Source organism: Kitasatospora sp. NPDC051984 (genome assembly GCF_044593455.1).
In the GTDB taxonomy this organism is placed as follows: Bacteria; Actinomycetota; Actinomycetes; order Streptomycetales; family Streptomycetaceae; genus Kitasatospora.
This window is the reverse complement of record NZ_JBIUCB010000032.1, coordinates 26272-40174: the sequence shown is the minus strand read 5'-3', so window position 1 is coordinate 40174 and position 13903 is coordinate 26272. Positions and strand designations below refer to the sequence as shown.

Genomic DNA, 13903 nt, shown 5'->3' with positions numbered 1-13903 from the left:
TTCCACCCCGGCGCCCGGCCGCTGGTGACAAGGTGTCAGGCAGGAGAGGGGACACGTTGAGCACGCGGACGCTGGCCGGGCTGCGCAAGGCCGCCGGCCACACCCAGGAGACCTTCGTCGTGGCGTTCGCCGCGATGGCCAAGCAGCTTGACGTCGCGGCCGCGGTGAGCGTGCGTCAGCTGCGCCGCTGGGAGTCGCCCGAGCCGCCGCTGCCCCACCCCGGGCAGCAGGCCGTGCTGGAGGCGCTGCTCGGCGTCCCGCTGGAGGAGATGGGCTTCACCGTGCCCGCCGAGCGCCGTAGTGCGTCGGCCGTGGGCGGGCACACTGACCGTGTGGAACGCAGGCGGTTCGTGGTGGACGTCGGCGCCGTGCTCGGCGCCACGGTCCTGCCCGCCGCCCGAGCGGGCCGGCGGATCGGTGCCGGCGACGTCCAGCGCCTGGCCGCCGATGTCGCTGGCCTCTACGCCGTGGACCACCGCCAGGGCGGGCGGGCCGCGCAGAAGGCCGCCGCGCGGGTCCTGAAGAAGCTGGACGCCGTCCTGGTCGGCGGCACCTACCTGGAGCGCGTCGGCCGGGACCTGCACGCGCTGACCGGCACCGTGCACTCCCACCTCGGGTGGATCGAGTTCGACGCCGGGCGGCCAGGCAAGGCGCGAACCGCCTGCGCCGAGGCGCTGACCTCCGCCCGCCTGGTCGGCGATCCACTCCTGGAGGTCCGCGCGCTCGACAGCCTCTCCCTCCTCGCCGTCGAGCAGAAGCGCCCCTGGGAAGCGGTGGCGGCCGCCACCGCCGCCGGCGACCTCGCCCAGCACCACGGCGGGCCGAGGGTGCGCTCGGTGGTCGCGCTGCGCCAGGCCCGCGCGTTCTCGGCGGCCGGCGACCACACCGCCGCGCGCCGCGCGCTTTCGCAGTCGCTGTCCTGGCACGACCGCTCCGACACGGACACCGACGCGCCGGCGTGGACCGCCTTCGCCGGGCAGGTCGAGGTCGACTACGCGACCGCCGCCTGGCACACCGCCACCGGGCACCCGCTGCACGCCGTGCCGTTCCTGCGCTCCGCCCTCTCCCAACTCGGCGACGGCTACTCGCGCAACCGCGCGCTCTACCGGGCCCGCCTCGCGGAGGTGCTGCTGGCCGCCGGGGACATGGAGGAAGCAGCTGCCCAGGCGCTGGCCGCCGCCACCTCCGCCCGCGGTATGACCTCCGCCCGGCTCACCGACCGGCTGCGCGCCGTCGCCTCGGCGGCGGGCCGGATCGACACGGCGGCGGCGCGGGACTGCGTGGAGCAGCTGCGCGCCCTCGGCTTCACGACCACGACCAGGAGCAGCGGGAGGACGCGGTGAGCGAGCAGGCCGGGGCGGGCGGGGTGGAGGTGCGGGTACTGGACGGCGAGCAGACCGCGCGGCTGGAGGACGGGCTGCGGCAGGTCTTCCGCGAGGCGTTCGCCGAGCCGCCGTACGGCGAGACCACCCCGGCCGACGTCGACCGCGCCTTCAAGCGCTTCCGCTCCCAGACCCGCAAGGCCGGCTTCCTCGCCGCCATCGCCACCGCACCGGACGGCCAGGTGGTGGGGATGGCGTACGGCTACCCGCTCGCCGCGAGCACCAGGTGGTGGGACACCCTCACCACCCCGGTGCCGGACGAGCTGCGCCGCGAGGACGGGAAGCGGACCTTCGGGTTGTTCGAGCTGGCGGTCCGGCCGGCCTGGCGGCGCCAGCACGTCGCGACCCGGCTGCACACCGCGCTGACCGAGGCGGTCACCAACGCCAACGAGCGGGTGATGCTCAACTCGCGGCCGGAGGCCACTGCGGCGCAGGCCGCCTACCGCGCCTGGGGCTACCAGTACGCCGGCACCGCGATCCCGTGGGAGGGCGCTGCGCCGCACCACGTCCTGCTGCTGGAGCTGCGAGCCTGAGACCGGCCCCTCACACCTTGGCCGGCTCGCCAAGGCTCCAGCCGCTGACCGCAGTAATCGGGCCGCGCCAGGTCGGCAGGGTGTAGGTGGTCCGGCCGACCGTGTGGGTCACGTCCCGCAGGTGCAGGAAGCGGGAGTCCACCTGGCGACGGCGTCGGCCCTTGACCGCGGCATCGTCCAGGTGCCCGGCCGCGTCCCTCAGCACCCGGCGCAACGGGTCGTGGTACCCCTCCAGTTGGCGCAGGTGCAGCCATTCCCAGGCCGCGGTGGAGATCACGACGCCGGTCACCAGCGCGCCGTCCAGGGCCAGCGTCACCACGACCTCCCGGGCCTCGAGGTCCTCGTGCTCCACGCCCAGGCGCAGGATCTCCAGGTACGGATCGACGTGGGCGTCCGGCTGGAGCAACATCCGAAGGGCTGGCTGAACTGCGTTCCTCCACGACACCGTGCTGCTCCCCCGGGCTCGCCGCCTGCTCGACTTGCGCCAAGTATGTCCTGGCTGCGGCCTGGTGATGCCTCGGTCTGACTGACGTTTTGTCACATTCGGCCCCGCCTGCGAAGTCAGGGCGGGGTGTCTGGCATGGTAGTGCCGTCCGAGTACCCGTACGGGGAAGCCAACGGAGGATGAGATGTCCCCTGCCTTGCAATCCGCCATTGACGTAGCAGCCGATTCGGCTTCCGTCATCATCGTCATTCAGCAGAAGGGCGGCTCGGGAAAGTCGACCATAACGGTCAACCTCGCCGCTTGCATGGGCCGTAGCGCTGCGAAGCTGAGCGGTCCGGTCACTGCGGATCAGGACTCGCCGGTGGTGGCGGCCGGCATCGACCCGCAGGGCTCGCTGGAGAAGTGGGCTGACCGGGTGCCGGAGGAGAAGCTCCCGTTCGACTACCTGGTGACTCGTGGGCGGCTGGGTGAGCTGCCGAAGCTCAAGGCCGACCCCGCGCGTCGCCGCATCCTGGTCGACACCCCCGGCTTCATGGAGGTTGACCCTGACGCCGCGTGGGGTGAGGACCCTCTCGGCGACGGCCGGGTAGCCGACGCTCTGCGGGAGGTGCTCGACATCGCAGACCTGGCGATCGTCCCGATCACCCCGGAGTGGCTGAGCTGGGAACCGGTCGAGTTCACGATCGAGCGAATCCTCAAGCCGCGCGGAATCAAGTTCCTGGTGGTGATCAACCTTCATGACCCGCGCGACGGCGAGGCGCAGCTCGACAAGGTGAAGAAGTGGGTGGACGACCGTGGTTACCCGCGTATGGCCGATCCCGTCCGCAAGTACAAGATCCACTCGCATGCTGCCGAAGAAGGCCAGGTCGTGACCGAGTACAAGGAGAGCGGCACCGCGTTGCGCGCTCGGGAGGATTTCATGACTCTGGCTCTCTGTGTCGAGCAGGCCCTCTGATGGGGCGGCGGATGAACAGCGGGGACGGCGCGGGCCGCCCGGGCTCGGTGGCCGAGCTGGCGCTGCGCCTGCCGGAGCCGTCGGCACCGGTCGCCACCACCCCGGTGCTGATCGAGACCGAGAAGGAGATGCTCGCCAGGTGCGAAGCCGCGGTCGATGCGCTCTCGTTGTCGTTCTGGCTGGCTGGGAAGGCGCTCCAGATCGTCCGGGACGGCCGCCTCTACCGGGAGAAGTACGAGTCGTTCGAGGACTACACGCTCGCCCGCTGGGGCATGCAGCGGAACTACGCGAACAAGTTGATCCGCACCTGGCGCATCGCCGAGGCCGTGTTCGATCCAAAATCGAACGCTCTGGTTCCAATTGGAACCACGGCGGCCCAGCGCGAGAAGCACGAGCAGCAGCTGGCAACCATTCGACGGGAGCTCAACCAGGCGACCGTCTGGGAGCTGGTCGCCGTCGCCGAGAAGCACAGCCCCGAGATCGCAGCGGGTGTCCTCGGGATGGTGGTCGAGGCGAACAGCAAGCCGACCGCGGCCGTGGTGAAGCGGGCCGTCCGAGCGCTTCCCGGCGGTGAAAAGTTCGACCCGAAGACGGCGAAGGCGGTCATCCGGGAGGAACTGGCGAAGCCGGCCACCACTCCGGCCGCCCGCCCGCCCCGGCCCCGCCAGGAGCAGCAGCCCGCAGCCCCTCACGTGGAGTCGGCAGTCGCGTGGGACGACCCGGCCGCCGTGTACGCCCTGCTGCTGGAGAAGATGACGGCCGACGGTCGGGCGGCGCTGGCCACGCTGCTGATCGAAGACATCAGCTCACCGGCAACCCCTGACGACGCGAGCGCGTCCGCGTAGGAGTAAACGACAAAGGCCCACACCCCAAGGCGTCGGGGTGTGGGCCTTCGTGGCTGCCGGGGCCGGCCGTCAGGCCGCGGTGAGGAGGGCGGCTGCGGCGAGGGCGGCCAGGGCGAGGATCGTGATGTCGGCCGACCATCGGAGCAGCAGCATCTTGCGGTGGCAGAGGGCGGACAGGACGCTGAGGCGGTCCAGGCGTCGGTCGGGGACGAGTTCGGCGCGCAGCTGGGGGCGGGTGCAGGTGGCCCAGTGGGCGTAGGAGCTGCGGTCATGCGGAGCGATCCGGGGACGGACGACTAGGACGGCGAGGACGGTGGCGGCGAGCAGGATCGCAACCACGGGGGCGATGGCAAGGGGCTGGGCTCCCTTGGCCTGGGCCAGGATGGCGACGGCGGCCGCGAGGACCCCATCAAGGCCGAGGAGTAAGCCGGCCTTGCTGTCGGTTCGCGCTACGTCCCCGATCACGTGGGCGAGGGCTTCGGTGAGGTTCTGTTCGGTGCGGTCGGCGGCCGGGACGGGGGCGGGGTTCTGAGTGGTGGTCACGGGCGTGGGCTCGGCGAGGTGGTCCAGGGCGCGCTGCAGGAGAGTCCGGTGTGCGGTGTAGAGGGTGCGTCCGGCGGCGGTGATCGCGGCGTCGAGCTGGTCGAGGTCGGCGAACGGCCACCAGGTCGCTTCGAGGGCGTCATCGCTGCCGATGGCGGGCACCGTGGCGGGCAGCAGGTAAAGCGCGCTGGTGGATACGACCCAGGCGTTATCCGACTGGCGCCAGTCGTCGACGACGTGCTGGCCGAGGATGATCGGGCGGTGGTCCGAGAGGTCCACCCCGGTTTCCTCGCGCAGCTCGCGCAGCAGGGTGGTCGGCGCGGGCTCGCCCGGGTCGGCCATGCCTCCCGGGACGGCCTCCCCCCCGTTGTCGCTGCGGGTGATCAGCAGCACCCGCCGGTCCGGGCCGGTGCCGGCCACGACGATCGGGTCCGCGGCCTGGTTCTCTCCCCACCGGGGGAGGTTGCGGCCGGTGCGGCCGGTGCGGCCGAGAGGGTGCTGCGGCCAGCCGCGCTCATCGAGCTCGAACGGGATGAGGGCGGCGGCCTGGCGCTGGGGCCAGTCGTGCACGTCGTCCGGGGTGGGCGCGGCCTCGGCCCAGTCGGGCACGTGGCGTGCCAGCGCGGTCGGCCGCAGCTCGGGCGGCGTGATGTCGGTAGGCGTGTACTCACCCATGGATCTCTCCTGGTCTCGTGATGGGCTCGGAGCGGGCGCTCAGTGGCGTGCGAGGGCGGGCAGGGCGGCGGCCTGGCGGCGGTGGAGCAGGGCGTGCTGGCCGGGGTCGAGGCGCCACAGGCCGAGGCGGCCGGCGGCGGGGATGGGGTCGGCGAGGGTCTGGACGTCGGTGAGGGTCCAGTGCCACAGGCCGGGCAGGCCCCAGGGGCGGCAGCAGCCGGTGTCGCGGTGGCAGTCGGCGACGCGGGCGGTGGCGACGAGGGCGCCGGTCGTCAGGGCGGGGGCGCCGGGTCGGGCGAGGGCGGCCCGGACGAGCGGGTCGGCCTGGCCGTCGCGGGCCAGGGCGCGGGCGGCGTGCAGGACGACCGGGCCGCGGTGCTTGGTCGGCCAGCTGCGGTTCTCGACGCGCTTGTCTCCGGCGAGGATCGCGGCCAGCCAGGGCTGGCGGATCGTCAGCGCGGGGACGTCGGCGGGAGGCTGCGCCGCCGGGCCGGGCAGCTCGCCGATGCGGCGCAGCGCCTCGGGGAGGGCGGTGCCCCAGTCGCCTTCGAAGCACATGGCGCGGTCGTCGATGTAGACCGCCCCGCCGAGCTTCTTGTTCGTCACCAGCACGGCGTCGCCGAGCCAGTAGGCGCGGTCCGGGTCCTCGTCCACGATGGCGTCGAATCCGTGGCTGATCAGCCAGGCCGCGATGGCGGGGTGGTAGCGGCGGTGGCGGGCGGTGACGATGAAGACCGACCTGACGGCCTGGAGGGTGCGCAGGGCGTCCAGGGCTCCGGGGATCGGGTCGCCGTAGATGCGCCCGTCCTGCCAGCCCTTGTCGTGGCGCACGACGGTGAGGTCGAAGTCCACGCCGACGGCGTGGGAGGCGGGGGAGTCGGGGTTGAGGGGGATGACGGTCACGCGGGTTGGGTCTCCTCAGTGGTCGAGTCGGATGGTGATCGGGATACGCCGGTCGCCCGGGTCGGGGCGATGGCAGGCGTGCCACCAGGCGGTGCCGGGCGGCGGCTGCGCCGGGGTGGGCGGGTACGGGTGGGGGCCAGGGGCGGGCGGTTCAGACGCTGGCGTCGTCCTGGCCGTCGGGACCCGCGCCGTCGGCGGCGCGCCAACAGCCGGGGCCTCGGGCTGCTCGGCGGCAGGTTGCGGAGGTCACCGGTACGTCCACGGCTGGGTGGTGTCGATCTGGGTGGTGTCGAGGGTGATGGCCAGGCCGTGGTGGTCGCTGGCGTCGGCCGGGGTGTCGAGCAGGGTGTAGGAGGTGATGGCGGGGGCGAGCGGCGCGGAGACCCAGAGCTGGTCGATCCGGTCGTCGCTGCCAGTGCGGCGCAGCAGGGTGTCGTCGCCGGTCTGCTGGTGGAGGTGCCAGGCGGCGTCGACGAGTTTGTTGGCGGCGAGCTTCCAGGCCACTCGGCGGTCCGGCGTGGCGGGCTGGTCGGCGGCGGGGTCGGCCAGCAGGGTGCGGGAGCCGTTGTTATAGGGGAGCATTCGGTGCCAGGCCGGGTCGGGGCCGGCGGCGGGCGGATAGTTGATGTCGCCGCCGAGGATGCAGTAGGGGCCGAGCCGGTAGCTGCGGCTCGCGGCGAAGTCGGCCTCGGAGATGGCCCGGTCGGCGCTGTACGGGGTGAAGTGCACGCTGGTCACCGCAAGCGGGGCGGGCAGGCCGGGGATGGCAAAGCCGGCGACCCCGAAGCCGTGGTGGGTCTCGTCGGCCGCGAAGTCGGTGTTCCAGCAGATGCGCCGGCCCAGGGTCTCGCGGCGGTAGAGCAGTGCGGTGCCGCGGCCGCTGCGCGTCGGCGCGAGAAGCCCGTCCAAGCCGAGGTCGTGTTCGGCGCGGACGAGCTGGCGGTGGCCGGCCTCGGCCCACTGTTCGGCTTCCTGAAGCAGCACCAGGTCCGGGCTGGTGGCGTCGATCCGTTTGGCGAGAAACGGCCAGCGGTCCTGGTGGGCGCCGTCGCTGTCGCGCAGGCCTCCGCGGCCCAGGTTCTGGACGACGATGGTCAGCTTCATGGGGATTCCCTTCTCGCACGGTGCGGTGGTCGGTGCCGGGGAAGGCAGCTGATGGCTGGGCCCGCCCGGCATGGGGCCGGGCGGGCACGGTGGGGCCGGTAGCGCGGTTAAGCGGTCGGCCGACGGTCCTCGGTGGCCGGGTCGGCGGGGGAGGTGGTCCAGGGCGCGGGGCCCGGCGGCGCCCAGGCGCCGGTGGGGTCGTCGCTGAAGTCCTCCGTGCTGGGCCGCAGCGGGGCGGCCGGCTCGACCGGGGTGGGCTTGGCCCCGGTGAGCAGGTCGAGCAGGGCGCCGATGAGGCTGCGCCGCGGGTAGGCGGGTGCGGGTTCGCCGGTCATGGTCTGCTGGGCCCTCACTTGCCCTGGCGGGGGCCCGGGGGTAGGGCCCGGGGCGTGGTGCCGGTGGTGGTGGCGAGCAGCTGGACGACGTTCTCGGAGAGGCCGGCGAGGGTGGCGGGGATGAGCAGGTCGCGGGCGGCGGTGCGCTCGGCGAGGCGGACGATGGCGGCCAGGACGCTGCCGGTGTCCTCGCGGCGGCCGGCCACGACGGCGTAGGTGCCGACGAGGTAGCTGCCGTCGTTGACGGCCTTGCTGCCGATGCAGTCGCCGTGAACGGTGATGTCGATGGAGCCGGTGTCGTCGGTGAGGACGAGCTGGCGGGGGTAGCGGCCGTTGATCTCGGTGATGATGCCGTCCACGGTGACCAGGCTGAGGTCGGGGGCGGCGGTGAGGCGGGGCAGGTTGTCGGTCATGACGCGGTTTCTCCTTCGGGTTCGTGTCGTTGCGCCCGGGGCCGGCCCCGGGCGGTGGTGCCCGGGGTCGGGAGGGCGGTCAGCTGGGGTCGGGCAGCGGGGGCAGGAAGGCGCACTTGGCCGCGTGGTTGGCGACCTGCTGGCGGGTGGCGTAGACGTACATGGCGCCGTCCCGGCCCAGACCCTCGCGGCAGCCGGTGCAGTACCACCACGCCTTCGTCTCGTCGTGGACGTGGGTGCCGATCGGCCACGGCTCGGCGCCGATCAGCTCGACCTGGGCGCCGCCCTTGGAGAGCTGGCGCATCCAGACGTGGCCGAGGCCGCCGCCGGTCGGCGCGTCGCCGATGTGGACCTGGCCGTGGTCGAGCCGGACCTGCCCGTGCTCTTCGGCCTGCTGGAGCAGGGCCATCAGGCGGTCGTGGCCGCCGAGCACCTGGCCGCCGGGGATGACGCGCGACCAGATGTGCAGCTCGCCCACCGTGGTGCGGCGCTGGCCGAGCGCCTCCAGGTGGGCGAGGGCGGCCAGGACGACGGTGTAGGCGTCGTCGCGGCGCAGCAGGCCGTCGAACGGGTCGGGGGCGAGGTCGGCGATCAGCTTCTCCAGGGCCTCGGTGGAGGCGGGGATGCGGGGGTTGTCGACGTTCACGGGCAGCGCCTTTCGGTGGCGGTCGTGGTCTGCGGGATCGGGTGATCGGGCAGGGGCGCCGTGTCCCGGGGGCCGGCCGCTGGGTGCGGTCGGCGTCCGGGGCCGGCGTCGGCGGTCCGATCGGTGCGCGGGTCAGGCCGCGGCGGTGAGGCGGAGCAGTTGCTCGCGCTCCTGGTCGCCGAGCCCGTCGTGGCATGCCAGGCAGCAGCCGAGGCTCTTCAGCGGCAGGCAGTAGTCGTAGACGGTGTGGCAGAGCGGGCAGGTGGAGCGGGCGCGCATGGCGGCCGCGAGGGCCTTGGCGCGGGCGGGGGTCATCGGCCGCACGGGGGCGGCGCCGGCCACCGGGTAGAGGTAGCCGGTCCTGGTGCCGCCGCGGCTGACGATCTGCGCGGCGACCGGCTGGGCGTTGGGGCGCAGCCCCATCGCGCGCAGCTGGCGGCGGGTGGCGTACTCGGCCTTGGCCGGGCCTTTGCGCCAGGGGTAGGTGGGTGTCCCGTTGTGGTGCTCCCCGGAGGGGTCCCAGGCCGGGACGCGCGGCTCCTTGGCGCGCTTGGCGCGCTTGGTCGGCACGGGCGGGCTCCGCTCAGCCGCGGGCCTGGACGGCGCCGCTGTGCGGGCCGGCCTGGGCGGCACGGCCGCAGGCGTCGCGTTCGACGACCGGCCGGTGGGAGTCGCGGTGGACGGTCTCGACGTCGAATCCGTCGGCCAGGAGCAGCCGGGCGAGCTCGTCGGCAACGACGTGGGCCCTGTGCTTTCCGCCGGCGCAGCCCACGGCGACGGTGATGGTGCGGCTGGCGGCCGACGGGCCGTCCCAGTAGGCGCGCACGCAGGCGACCAGGCCGTCGATCAGGTCAGCGATCCCGTCGGTGCTGAGCACCGCTTCCATCACCTGCGGGTCCGCGCCGGTCTTGGCGCGCAGCGCCGGGTCGTGGTGGGGGTCGCGGAAGTGCTGGCGCAGGTCGGCGGTGAGGTGCGCGGCGGGGGCCTGGCCGTGCAGGTAGCCGAAGCTGGTGATCTGGATGTCGGTCATGACGGTGGGACCCTTTCCGGGTTGTGGTCGGTCGGTTCGTGGTGCCGGTCTTCCTGGGCAGGGAAAGGGCCCCGGCTCCGGGTGGAGCCGGGGCCCGGTGAGGGGCTGTCAGGCCGTGGTCTCGGCGGCCTCTCCAGCGCTGCCGGTCTTGCGTGCCTTCCGCTTCTCCCACCAGGTCCGCGCCTGCCAGTCGGTGGCGTAGGCCAGGAGCAGGTAGGCCGTCGTGGTGCCGAGGGCAAGGATCGCGTCGGCCCATCCCCAGGCGGTGGCCTGGAGGCTGGTGCCGATGGCGCCCCCTCCGCAGCCGGCGCTGAGCAGCGTGGCGATGACGGAGGCGGCCAGCAGGGCGAACTCGGAGTTCTCGGTGGCGGGGTCGTTGACGCCGTAGCGGATGGTGTAGCGGACGTGGAGGACCAGCACGGTCAGCTGGACGGCCCACAGGGCCAGGACGACGGCGGCGACGCCGGTCAGGGTGACGAAGTGGTGCACCGGGTTCCTTTCATGACGGTTCGATCAGCTGATGAGGGCGAGGACCAGGACGGCGAGCAGGACGGGGGCGGCCATGGCGACGGAGCGCGGGATGTTGGTGCAGCCCTTGAGCCGCTCGATCTCGTCGCTGATGGCCTCGCACTCCTTCAGCAGCCGGGCGTAGGAGCGGGAGCCGGCGGGGACGTTGGCGAGGGTCTCGCTGCGCTCGTGGAGGACCGTGCGGTGGGCGGCGATCCGGGTGTCGCGCTCGATGGCGAACAAGGGGCGGTCCTTTCAGGGAACGGGTCGGCGGGCGGTTCGTGGTGCGCGACGATGGGGGCGGGCCGGGGACGAGACCGGCCCGCCGGGCACTGGCTGCCCGAACCGGCCCCGGGGTGGTTCGTTCATCCCGGGGCCGTGTCGCGTGGTTCGCGGTTCGAGGCCGTGAACCGGTTCGCGGTTCGCGCAGTGCGGTTCGCGGTTCGCGGTCAGGTCGTGACGCGCTTCGCGAACTCCTCGCGGGCGGCGGCGAGGCGGTGGTGCGCGGTGGTCTTCTTCATGTCGAGGTTCGTCATGACGTAGTCGAGGTCGACCGTGTCGTAGCCGCGGGTCTCGATCAGTTCGAGAACCTGGCGAACCTGCTGCTCGGCGAGGATCTGCGCGGCGGTGCGCCGGTTCGAACCGCCCTCAGCGCTGGCGCTGCGCGCCTGGTCGGCGGCGGTTCGCGGCTCGGGATCGGCCGGGGCCGGTTCGCCGGACGGCGCGCCGTGGTTCGCGGCCTCCAGTTCGCGGCGCCCGGACGCCTCACCCGAGCGCGCTGCGGGCAGCGCCGGGTTCGCCGAGGCGGCGTGCTGGTTCGCGGGGCGGTTCGGCGAACCGACGCGGTCCAGGCGAACCGCGAACTGCGGAACCGCGGCGGGGTTCGCCGAACCGGTCAGCGCGACGACCAGGCTCGAGTTCGAGACGCGGGGCAGGGCGCGAACTGGTACCCAGTCGCCCACCCCGATCACCCTGGCGACGAACCGGCGAACCGTTCCGAGGCCGGTTCGCCGAACCAGCGCGCGGTGGTTCGCCGCCGCCGTCCACGCGAGCTCGACCGTGGACAGCGACTCATCCGTGATCGCCAGCGACCACGCGCTGAAGGAGTGCGCCGGGTAGCGCAGCCAGCGGATCGCGCCGATCGTCGGCCGGGAGGCGGCGACCTTGCCGTCGGCGCGCAGCTTCTGGCGATGGATCAGCCGGGCGTAGAGCTCCCACAGCACCATGCCGGTGATGCTCATCACCGCGAAGCTCACGGCCTTCGGGGTGACGTGCCAGTAGCTGACCTGGTCGACCATCTTCATGGTGACCGGGTCCCACTTCTGGCCGGTGACGACCCCGGAGGCGTGCCAGAAGTTCATGACGGCCGCGCCGCTCGCGAACACCCAGGTCGCGACCCGGTACAGGGTGCCGGCGTCGCCGCTCTTGCGGGCCTCGTGGTACATCCACGCGACGAACGCCGTGCTCAGCTCCCACGCGGCGGCGAACAGGATGGTGAACGGGGCGATCCAGCCGAGGATGTCGCGGGCGAAGCCGGCCTGGCCGGTCCACGCGACGGCCATCGGTGCGGTGATCGGCACGATCGCCAGCAGCCGCCGCGAGTTGGCCGCGACGAACGCCTTGAACCGGGCGGTCACCGTCACCACCCCGGCTTCCTTCTTGAGGCGCCGCTTCTCCAGGTTGCGCGCGGTGCGGCTGACCGCCTGCTGGAGGGTCCGCTGCGCGGCGAGGCGGGCCACTTCCGCCCGGTCCTTGGCCTTCTGTGCCGCGGCCTCCAGCTGCTGCGCCTTCTCCAGCGTCTCGGCGGCCTCGGTCTTGACCGCGTCGGCCGCCTGCTCGGCCTCCTGGAGGATCCGGCCGGCGTCCTTCGACGCCTCCTCCAGCAGCCCGGCCGCCTCGGCCCCGGCCTGGGTGCGCTGCTGCCGCACGTCCTTCGCGACCTGGGCGCGGAACTGCTCGGCCTCGGCCGCCGCCTTCGCGCGCACTTCGCGGGCCGCGTCGGTGGCCTGGTCGATCTCCCGATCCGCGTCCTCGCGCAGCCGGCGGACCTCACCGCGGACACGGTCGGCATCGGCCTGGGCGGCGCGGCGCAGCTCCTCGGCCTGGGTGCGCGCGTCGGCGAGCAGGCCGGCCGTGCGGGTGCGGGCGTCGCCGAGCAGGGTGTCGGCCTGCGCGGCGGCGTCCTCACGCACCTGGGCCGCGTGCTGCTCGGCCTGGGTGCGCGCCTCGGTGGCGGCCCGCTGGGCCGTCTCCTGGATCTGATCGGCCTGCTGGCGGGCGGCCCGGGTCAGGGCGCCGGCCTTCTGCTCGGCGTCGGTGAGCAGCTGCTCGGCCCGGGTCTGGCTGTGGCGGGCCTGCTCGGCCGCTTCGCCGCGCACCGCCTCGGCCTGCTCCTGGGCCGCCTGGCGCAGCGCGGCCGCGGTGGTCTCGGCGTCCGCGAGCAAGCTGTCCGCCTGGTGCTGGGCGTCGGCGAGGATCGTCTGCGCGCGCTGCTCGGCCTCGGCGGTCAGCGCGCCAGCCTTCTCCTGGGCGTCGGTGGTGATCCGGGTCGCCGAGTCGGTGGCGGCCTGGGTGACGGCGGCGGCCTCCTCCTCGGCCGCGGCGGTGATGCCGGCCGCCAGGAGCCGGGCCTGCTCCTCGGCGTCGGCGACGATCCGGGCGGCCTCCTCCTCCGCCTGGTCCCGGATCTCGCCAGCGCGCTGCTCGGCCTCGGTGAGCAGCTGCTCGGCCCGGGTTGCGGCCTCCTCGGTCAGCCGGTCCGCGTCGGCGCCGGCCTGTGTGGTGGCCTGCTCGCGCAACGCCGAAGCGTCCTGCTCGGCCTGGGCGAGGAGCGCGTCGGCGTCCTGCTGGGCCTGGACCCGGATCGCCTGCGCCTGCTCGTCGGCGGCCCGGGTGAGACCGGCGGCCTCCTCGGCGGCTGCGGCGCGCAGCTGCTCGGCGTCGGCCAGGGCCTGGCGGGCGCCGCTGTGGATCTGCTCGGCGCTGCGCTCGGCATCAGCCAGGGCGTCGTCGGCGAGCTCGGCGGCCTCGGCGCGCAGCTGCTCGGCATCGGCGGCAGTGCTCTCCAGGAGGAGGGTGGCGCGGGCCTCGGCGAGGGCGATGATGTCGGCCGCGCGGTCGGCCGCGTCAGCCGTCACCGGGTCGGCCTCGGGGTGCTGAAGGACCGGCGGGACGTGGTCCTCGGGCGTGGCCGGGGGCTTGGCCGCGGCCCTCTTGCGGGTCGCGGCGGGCTTGGCGGCCGACTTTCGAGAGGCCGCCGGCGGCTGGGGGCGGGCGGTCCTGGTCGGGCTCATCGGAGCTGTTCTCCTTACGAGAGCGTGACTGTGCGTCACACGGCGGGGGGGAAGGCGAGTCGGGCCGAGCCGCTCGGTGGCGGGCCGTCGGCTGGACGCGGAGCCGGGTGCTGGGCCCGGGAGCGCGCTCGCGGCGGGGCCGGGGCGGGGCGCGGTGCCGGGGTGTAGTCGGCGAGGGCGCCCCGGGGCCCCCAAGGCCGCTGGGAGCCGATTTCCGGGCCAGGGGCGGGGGTGGGCCGTTTCGCCGACTACGCGACAACATCGCAGGTCAGACGCCGACTACAGGGCTGACTA

16 protein-coding genes are annotated in these 13903 nt (G+C 73.8%); 4 read left to right on the top strand and 12 right to left on the bottom strand.

What is annotated here, in order from left to right; genetic code table 11:
• Nucleotides 1-56: 56 nt before the first annotated feature.
• Together ACIHEI_RS34130 and ACIHEI_RS34125 are read left to right on the top strand one after the other, a co-directional pair.
• Nucleotides 57-1343: a hypothetical protein gene (locus ACIHEI_RS34130; protein WP_396609469.1), complete on the top strand. Its 1287-nt coding sequence runs from the start codon at nt 57-59 to the stop codon at nt 1341-1343.
• Entirely contained in the window at nt 1340-1915 is a 576-nt protein-coding gene (locus tag ACIHEI_RS34125) for a GNAT family N-acetyltransferase (protein ID WP_396609468.1), read from the top strand. Before ACIHEI_RS34130 ends, ACIHEI_RS34125 begins: the two co-directional genes overlap by 4 nt.
• A 10-nt stretch (nt 1916-1925) precedes the next feature.
• Here ACIHEI_RS34125 and ACIHEI_RS34120 read toward each other — a convergent pair whose 3' ends face one another.
• On the bottom strand, nt 1926-2324 hold the full coding sequence (locus ACIHEI_RS34120; RefSeq protein ID WP_396609467.1) for a hypothetical protein: 399 nt from the start codon (nt 2322-2324) through the stop codon (nt 1926-1928).
• A 220-nt stretch (nt 2325-2544) separates the two neighbouring features.
• Here ACIHEI_RS34120 and ACIHEI_RS34115 point away from each other — a divergent pair, with 220 nt between their 5' ends.
• Both ACIHEI_RS34115 and ACIHEI_RS34110 read left to right on the top strand, forming a co-directional pair.
• Nucleotides 2545-3315 (top strand): ParA family protein, encoded by a 771-nt coding sequence (locus ACIHEI_RS34115; protein ID WP_396609466.1) that lies wholly within the window; start codon nt 2545-2547, stop codon nt 3313-3315.
• Between the two features lie 11 nt (nt 3316-3326).
• On the top strand, nt 3327-4160 hold the full coding sequence (locus ACIHEI_RS34110; protein ID WP_396609465.1) for a hypothetical protein: 834 nt from the start codon (nt 3327-3329) through the stop codon (nt 4158-4160).
• A gap of 69 nt (nt 4161-4229) precedes the next feature.
• On the opposite strand, the gene ACIHEI_RS34105 is transcribed toward ACIHEI_RS34110, so the two are convergent.
• From ACIHEI_RS34105 to ACIHEI_RS34055, 11 genes are all read right to left on the bottom strand, one after another.
• Entirely contained in the window at nt 4230-5378 is a 1149-nt protein-coding gene (locus ACIHEI_RS34105) for an NUDIX domain-containing protein (protein WP_396609464.1), read from the bottom strand.
• A 39-nt stretch (nt 5379-5417) separates the two neighbouring features.
• Nucleotides 5418-6281 carry an ASCH domain-containing protein gene (locus ACIHEI_RS34100; protein ID WP_396609463.1) on the bottom strand — a complete coding sequence of 288 codons (864 nt, stop codon included), beginning with the start codon at nt 6279-6281 and terminating at the stop codon, nt 5418-5420.
• Between the two features lie 246 nt (nt 6282-6527).
• On the bottom strand, nt 6528-7385 hold the full coding sequence (locus ACIHEI_RS34095) for an endonuclease/exonuclease/phosphatase family protein (RefSeq protein WP_396609462.1): 858 nt from the start codon (nt 7383-7385) through the stop codon (nt 6528-6530).
• A gap of 107 nt (nt 7386-7492) precedes the next feature.
• Nucleotides 7493-7720, bottom strand: coding sequence for a hypothetical protein (locus ACIHEI_RS34090; protein WP_396609461.1), 228 nt, complete (start codon nt 7718-7720; stop codon nt 7493-7495).
• A gap of 14 nt (nt 7721-7734) precedes the next feature.
• Nucleotides 7735-8133 (bottom strand): hypothetical protein, encoded by a 399-nt coding sequence (locus tag ACIHEI_RS34085; RefSeq protein WP_396609460.1) that lies wholly within the window; start codon nt 8131-8133, stop codon nt 7735-7737.
• 79 nt (nt 8134-8212) lie between these two features.
• The gene (locus ACIHEI_RS34080) at nt 8213-8779 is read right to left on the bottom strand and encodes a hypothetical protein (RefSeq protein WP_396609459.1); all 567 of its coding nucleotides are present in this window, start codon (nt 8777-8779) and stop codon (nt 8213-8215) included.
• 132 nt (nt 8780-8911) lie between these two features.
• A complete protein-coding gene (locus ACIHEI_RS34075) occupies nt 8912-9349 on the bottom strand; it encodes an RRQRL motif-containing zinc-binding protein (protein WP_396609458.1) in 438 nt (145 codons plus the stop codon).
• Between the two features lie 13 nt (nt 9350-9362).
• Complete coding sequence (locus ACIHEI_RS34070) at nt 9363-9809, bottom strand: ATPase (RefSeq protein WP_396609457.1); 447 nt, start codon at nt 9807-9809, stop codon at nt 9363-9365.
• Nucleotides 9810-9917: 108 nt separating this feature from the next.
• Nucleotides 9918-10298, bottom strand: coding sequence for a hypothetical protein (locus tag ACIHEI_RS34065; RefSeq protein WP_396609456.1), 381 nt, complete (start codon nt 10296-10298; stop codon nt 9918-9920).
• 24 nt (nt 10299-10322) lie between these two features.
• The gene (locus tag ACIHEI_RS34060; RefSeq protein WP_396609455.1) at nt 10323-10559 is read right to left on the bottom strand and encodes a hypothetical protein; all 237 of its coding nucleotides are present in this window, start codon (nt 10557-10559) and stop codon (nt 10323-10325) included.
• Nucleotides 10560-10765: 206 nt separating this feature from the next.
• Nucleotides 10766-13609, bottom strand: coding sequence for a hypothetical protein (locus tag ACIHEI_RS34055; protein ID WP_396609454.1), 2844 nt, complete (start codon nt 13607-13609; stop codon nt 10766-10768).
• Nucleotides 13610-13903 lie beyond the last annotated feature (294 nt).

Bases quoted from the DNA above. Each gene is read 5' to 3' on its own strand.
- ACIHEI_RS34120 (WP_396609467.1), bottom strand. From the start codon at position 2,324: ATGTTGCTCCAGCCGGACGCCCACGTCGATCCGTACCTGGAGATCCTG.
- ACIHEI_RS34115 (WP_396609466.1), top strand. From the start codon at position 2,545: ATGTCCCCTGCCTTGCAATCCGCCATTGACGTAGCAGCCGATTCGGCT.
- ACIHEI_RS34110 (WP_396609465.1), top strand. From the start codon at position 3,327: ATGAACAGCGGGGACGGCGCGGGCCGCCCGGGCTCGGTGGCCGAGCTG.
- ACIHEI_RS34105 (WP_396609464.1), bottom strand. From the start codon at position 5,378: ATGGGTGAGTACACGCCTACCGACATCACGCCGCCCGAGCTGCGGCCG.
- ACIHEI_RS34095 (WP_396609462.1), bottom strand. From the start codon at position 7,385: ATGAAGCTGACCATCGTCGTCCAGAACCTGGGCCGCGGAGGCCTGCGC.
- ACIHEI_RS34090 (WP_396609461.1), bottom strand. From the start codon at position 7,720: ATGACCGGCGAACCCGCACCCGCCTACCCGCGGCGCAGCCTCATCGGC.
- ACIHEI_RS34085 (WP_396609460.1), bottom strand. From the start codon at position 8,133: ATGACCGACAACCTGCCCCGCCTCACCGCCGCCCCCGACCTCAGCCTG.
- ACIHEI_RS34070 (WP_396609457.1), bottom strand. From the start codon at position 9,809: ATGACCGACATCCAGATCACCAGCTTCGGCTACCTGCACGGCCAGGCC.
- ACIHEI_RS34055 (WP_396609454.1), bottom strand. From the start codon at position 13,609: ATGAGCCCGACCAGGACCGCCCGCCCCCAGCCGCCGGCGGCCTCTCGA.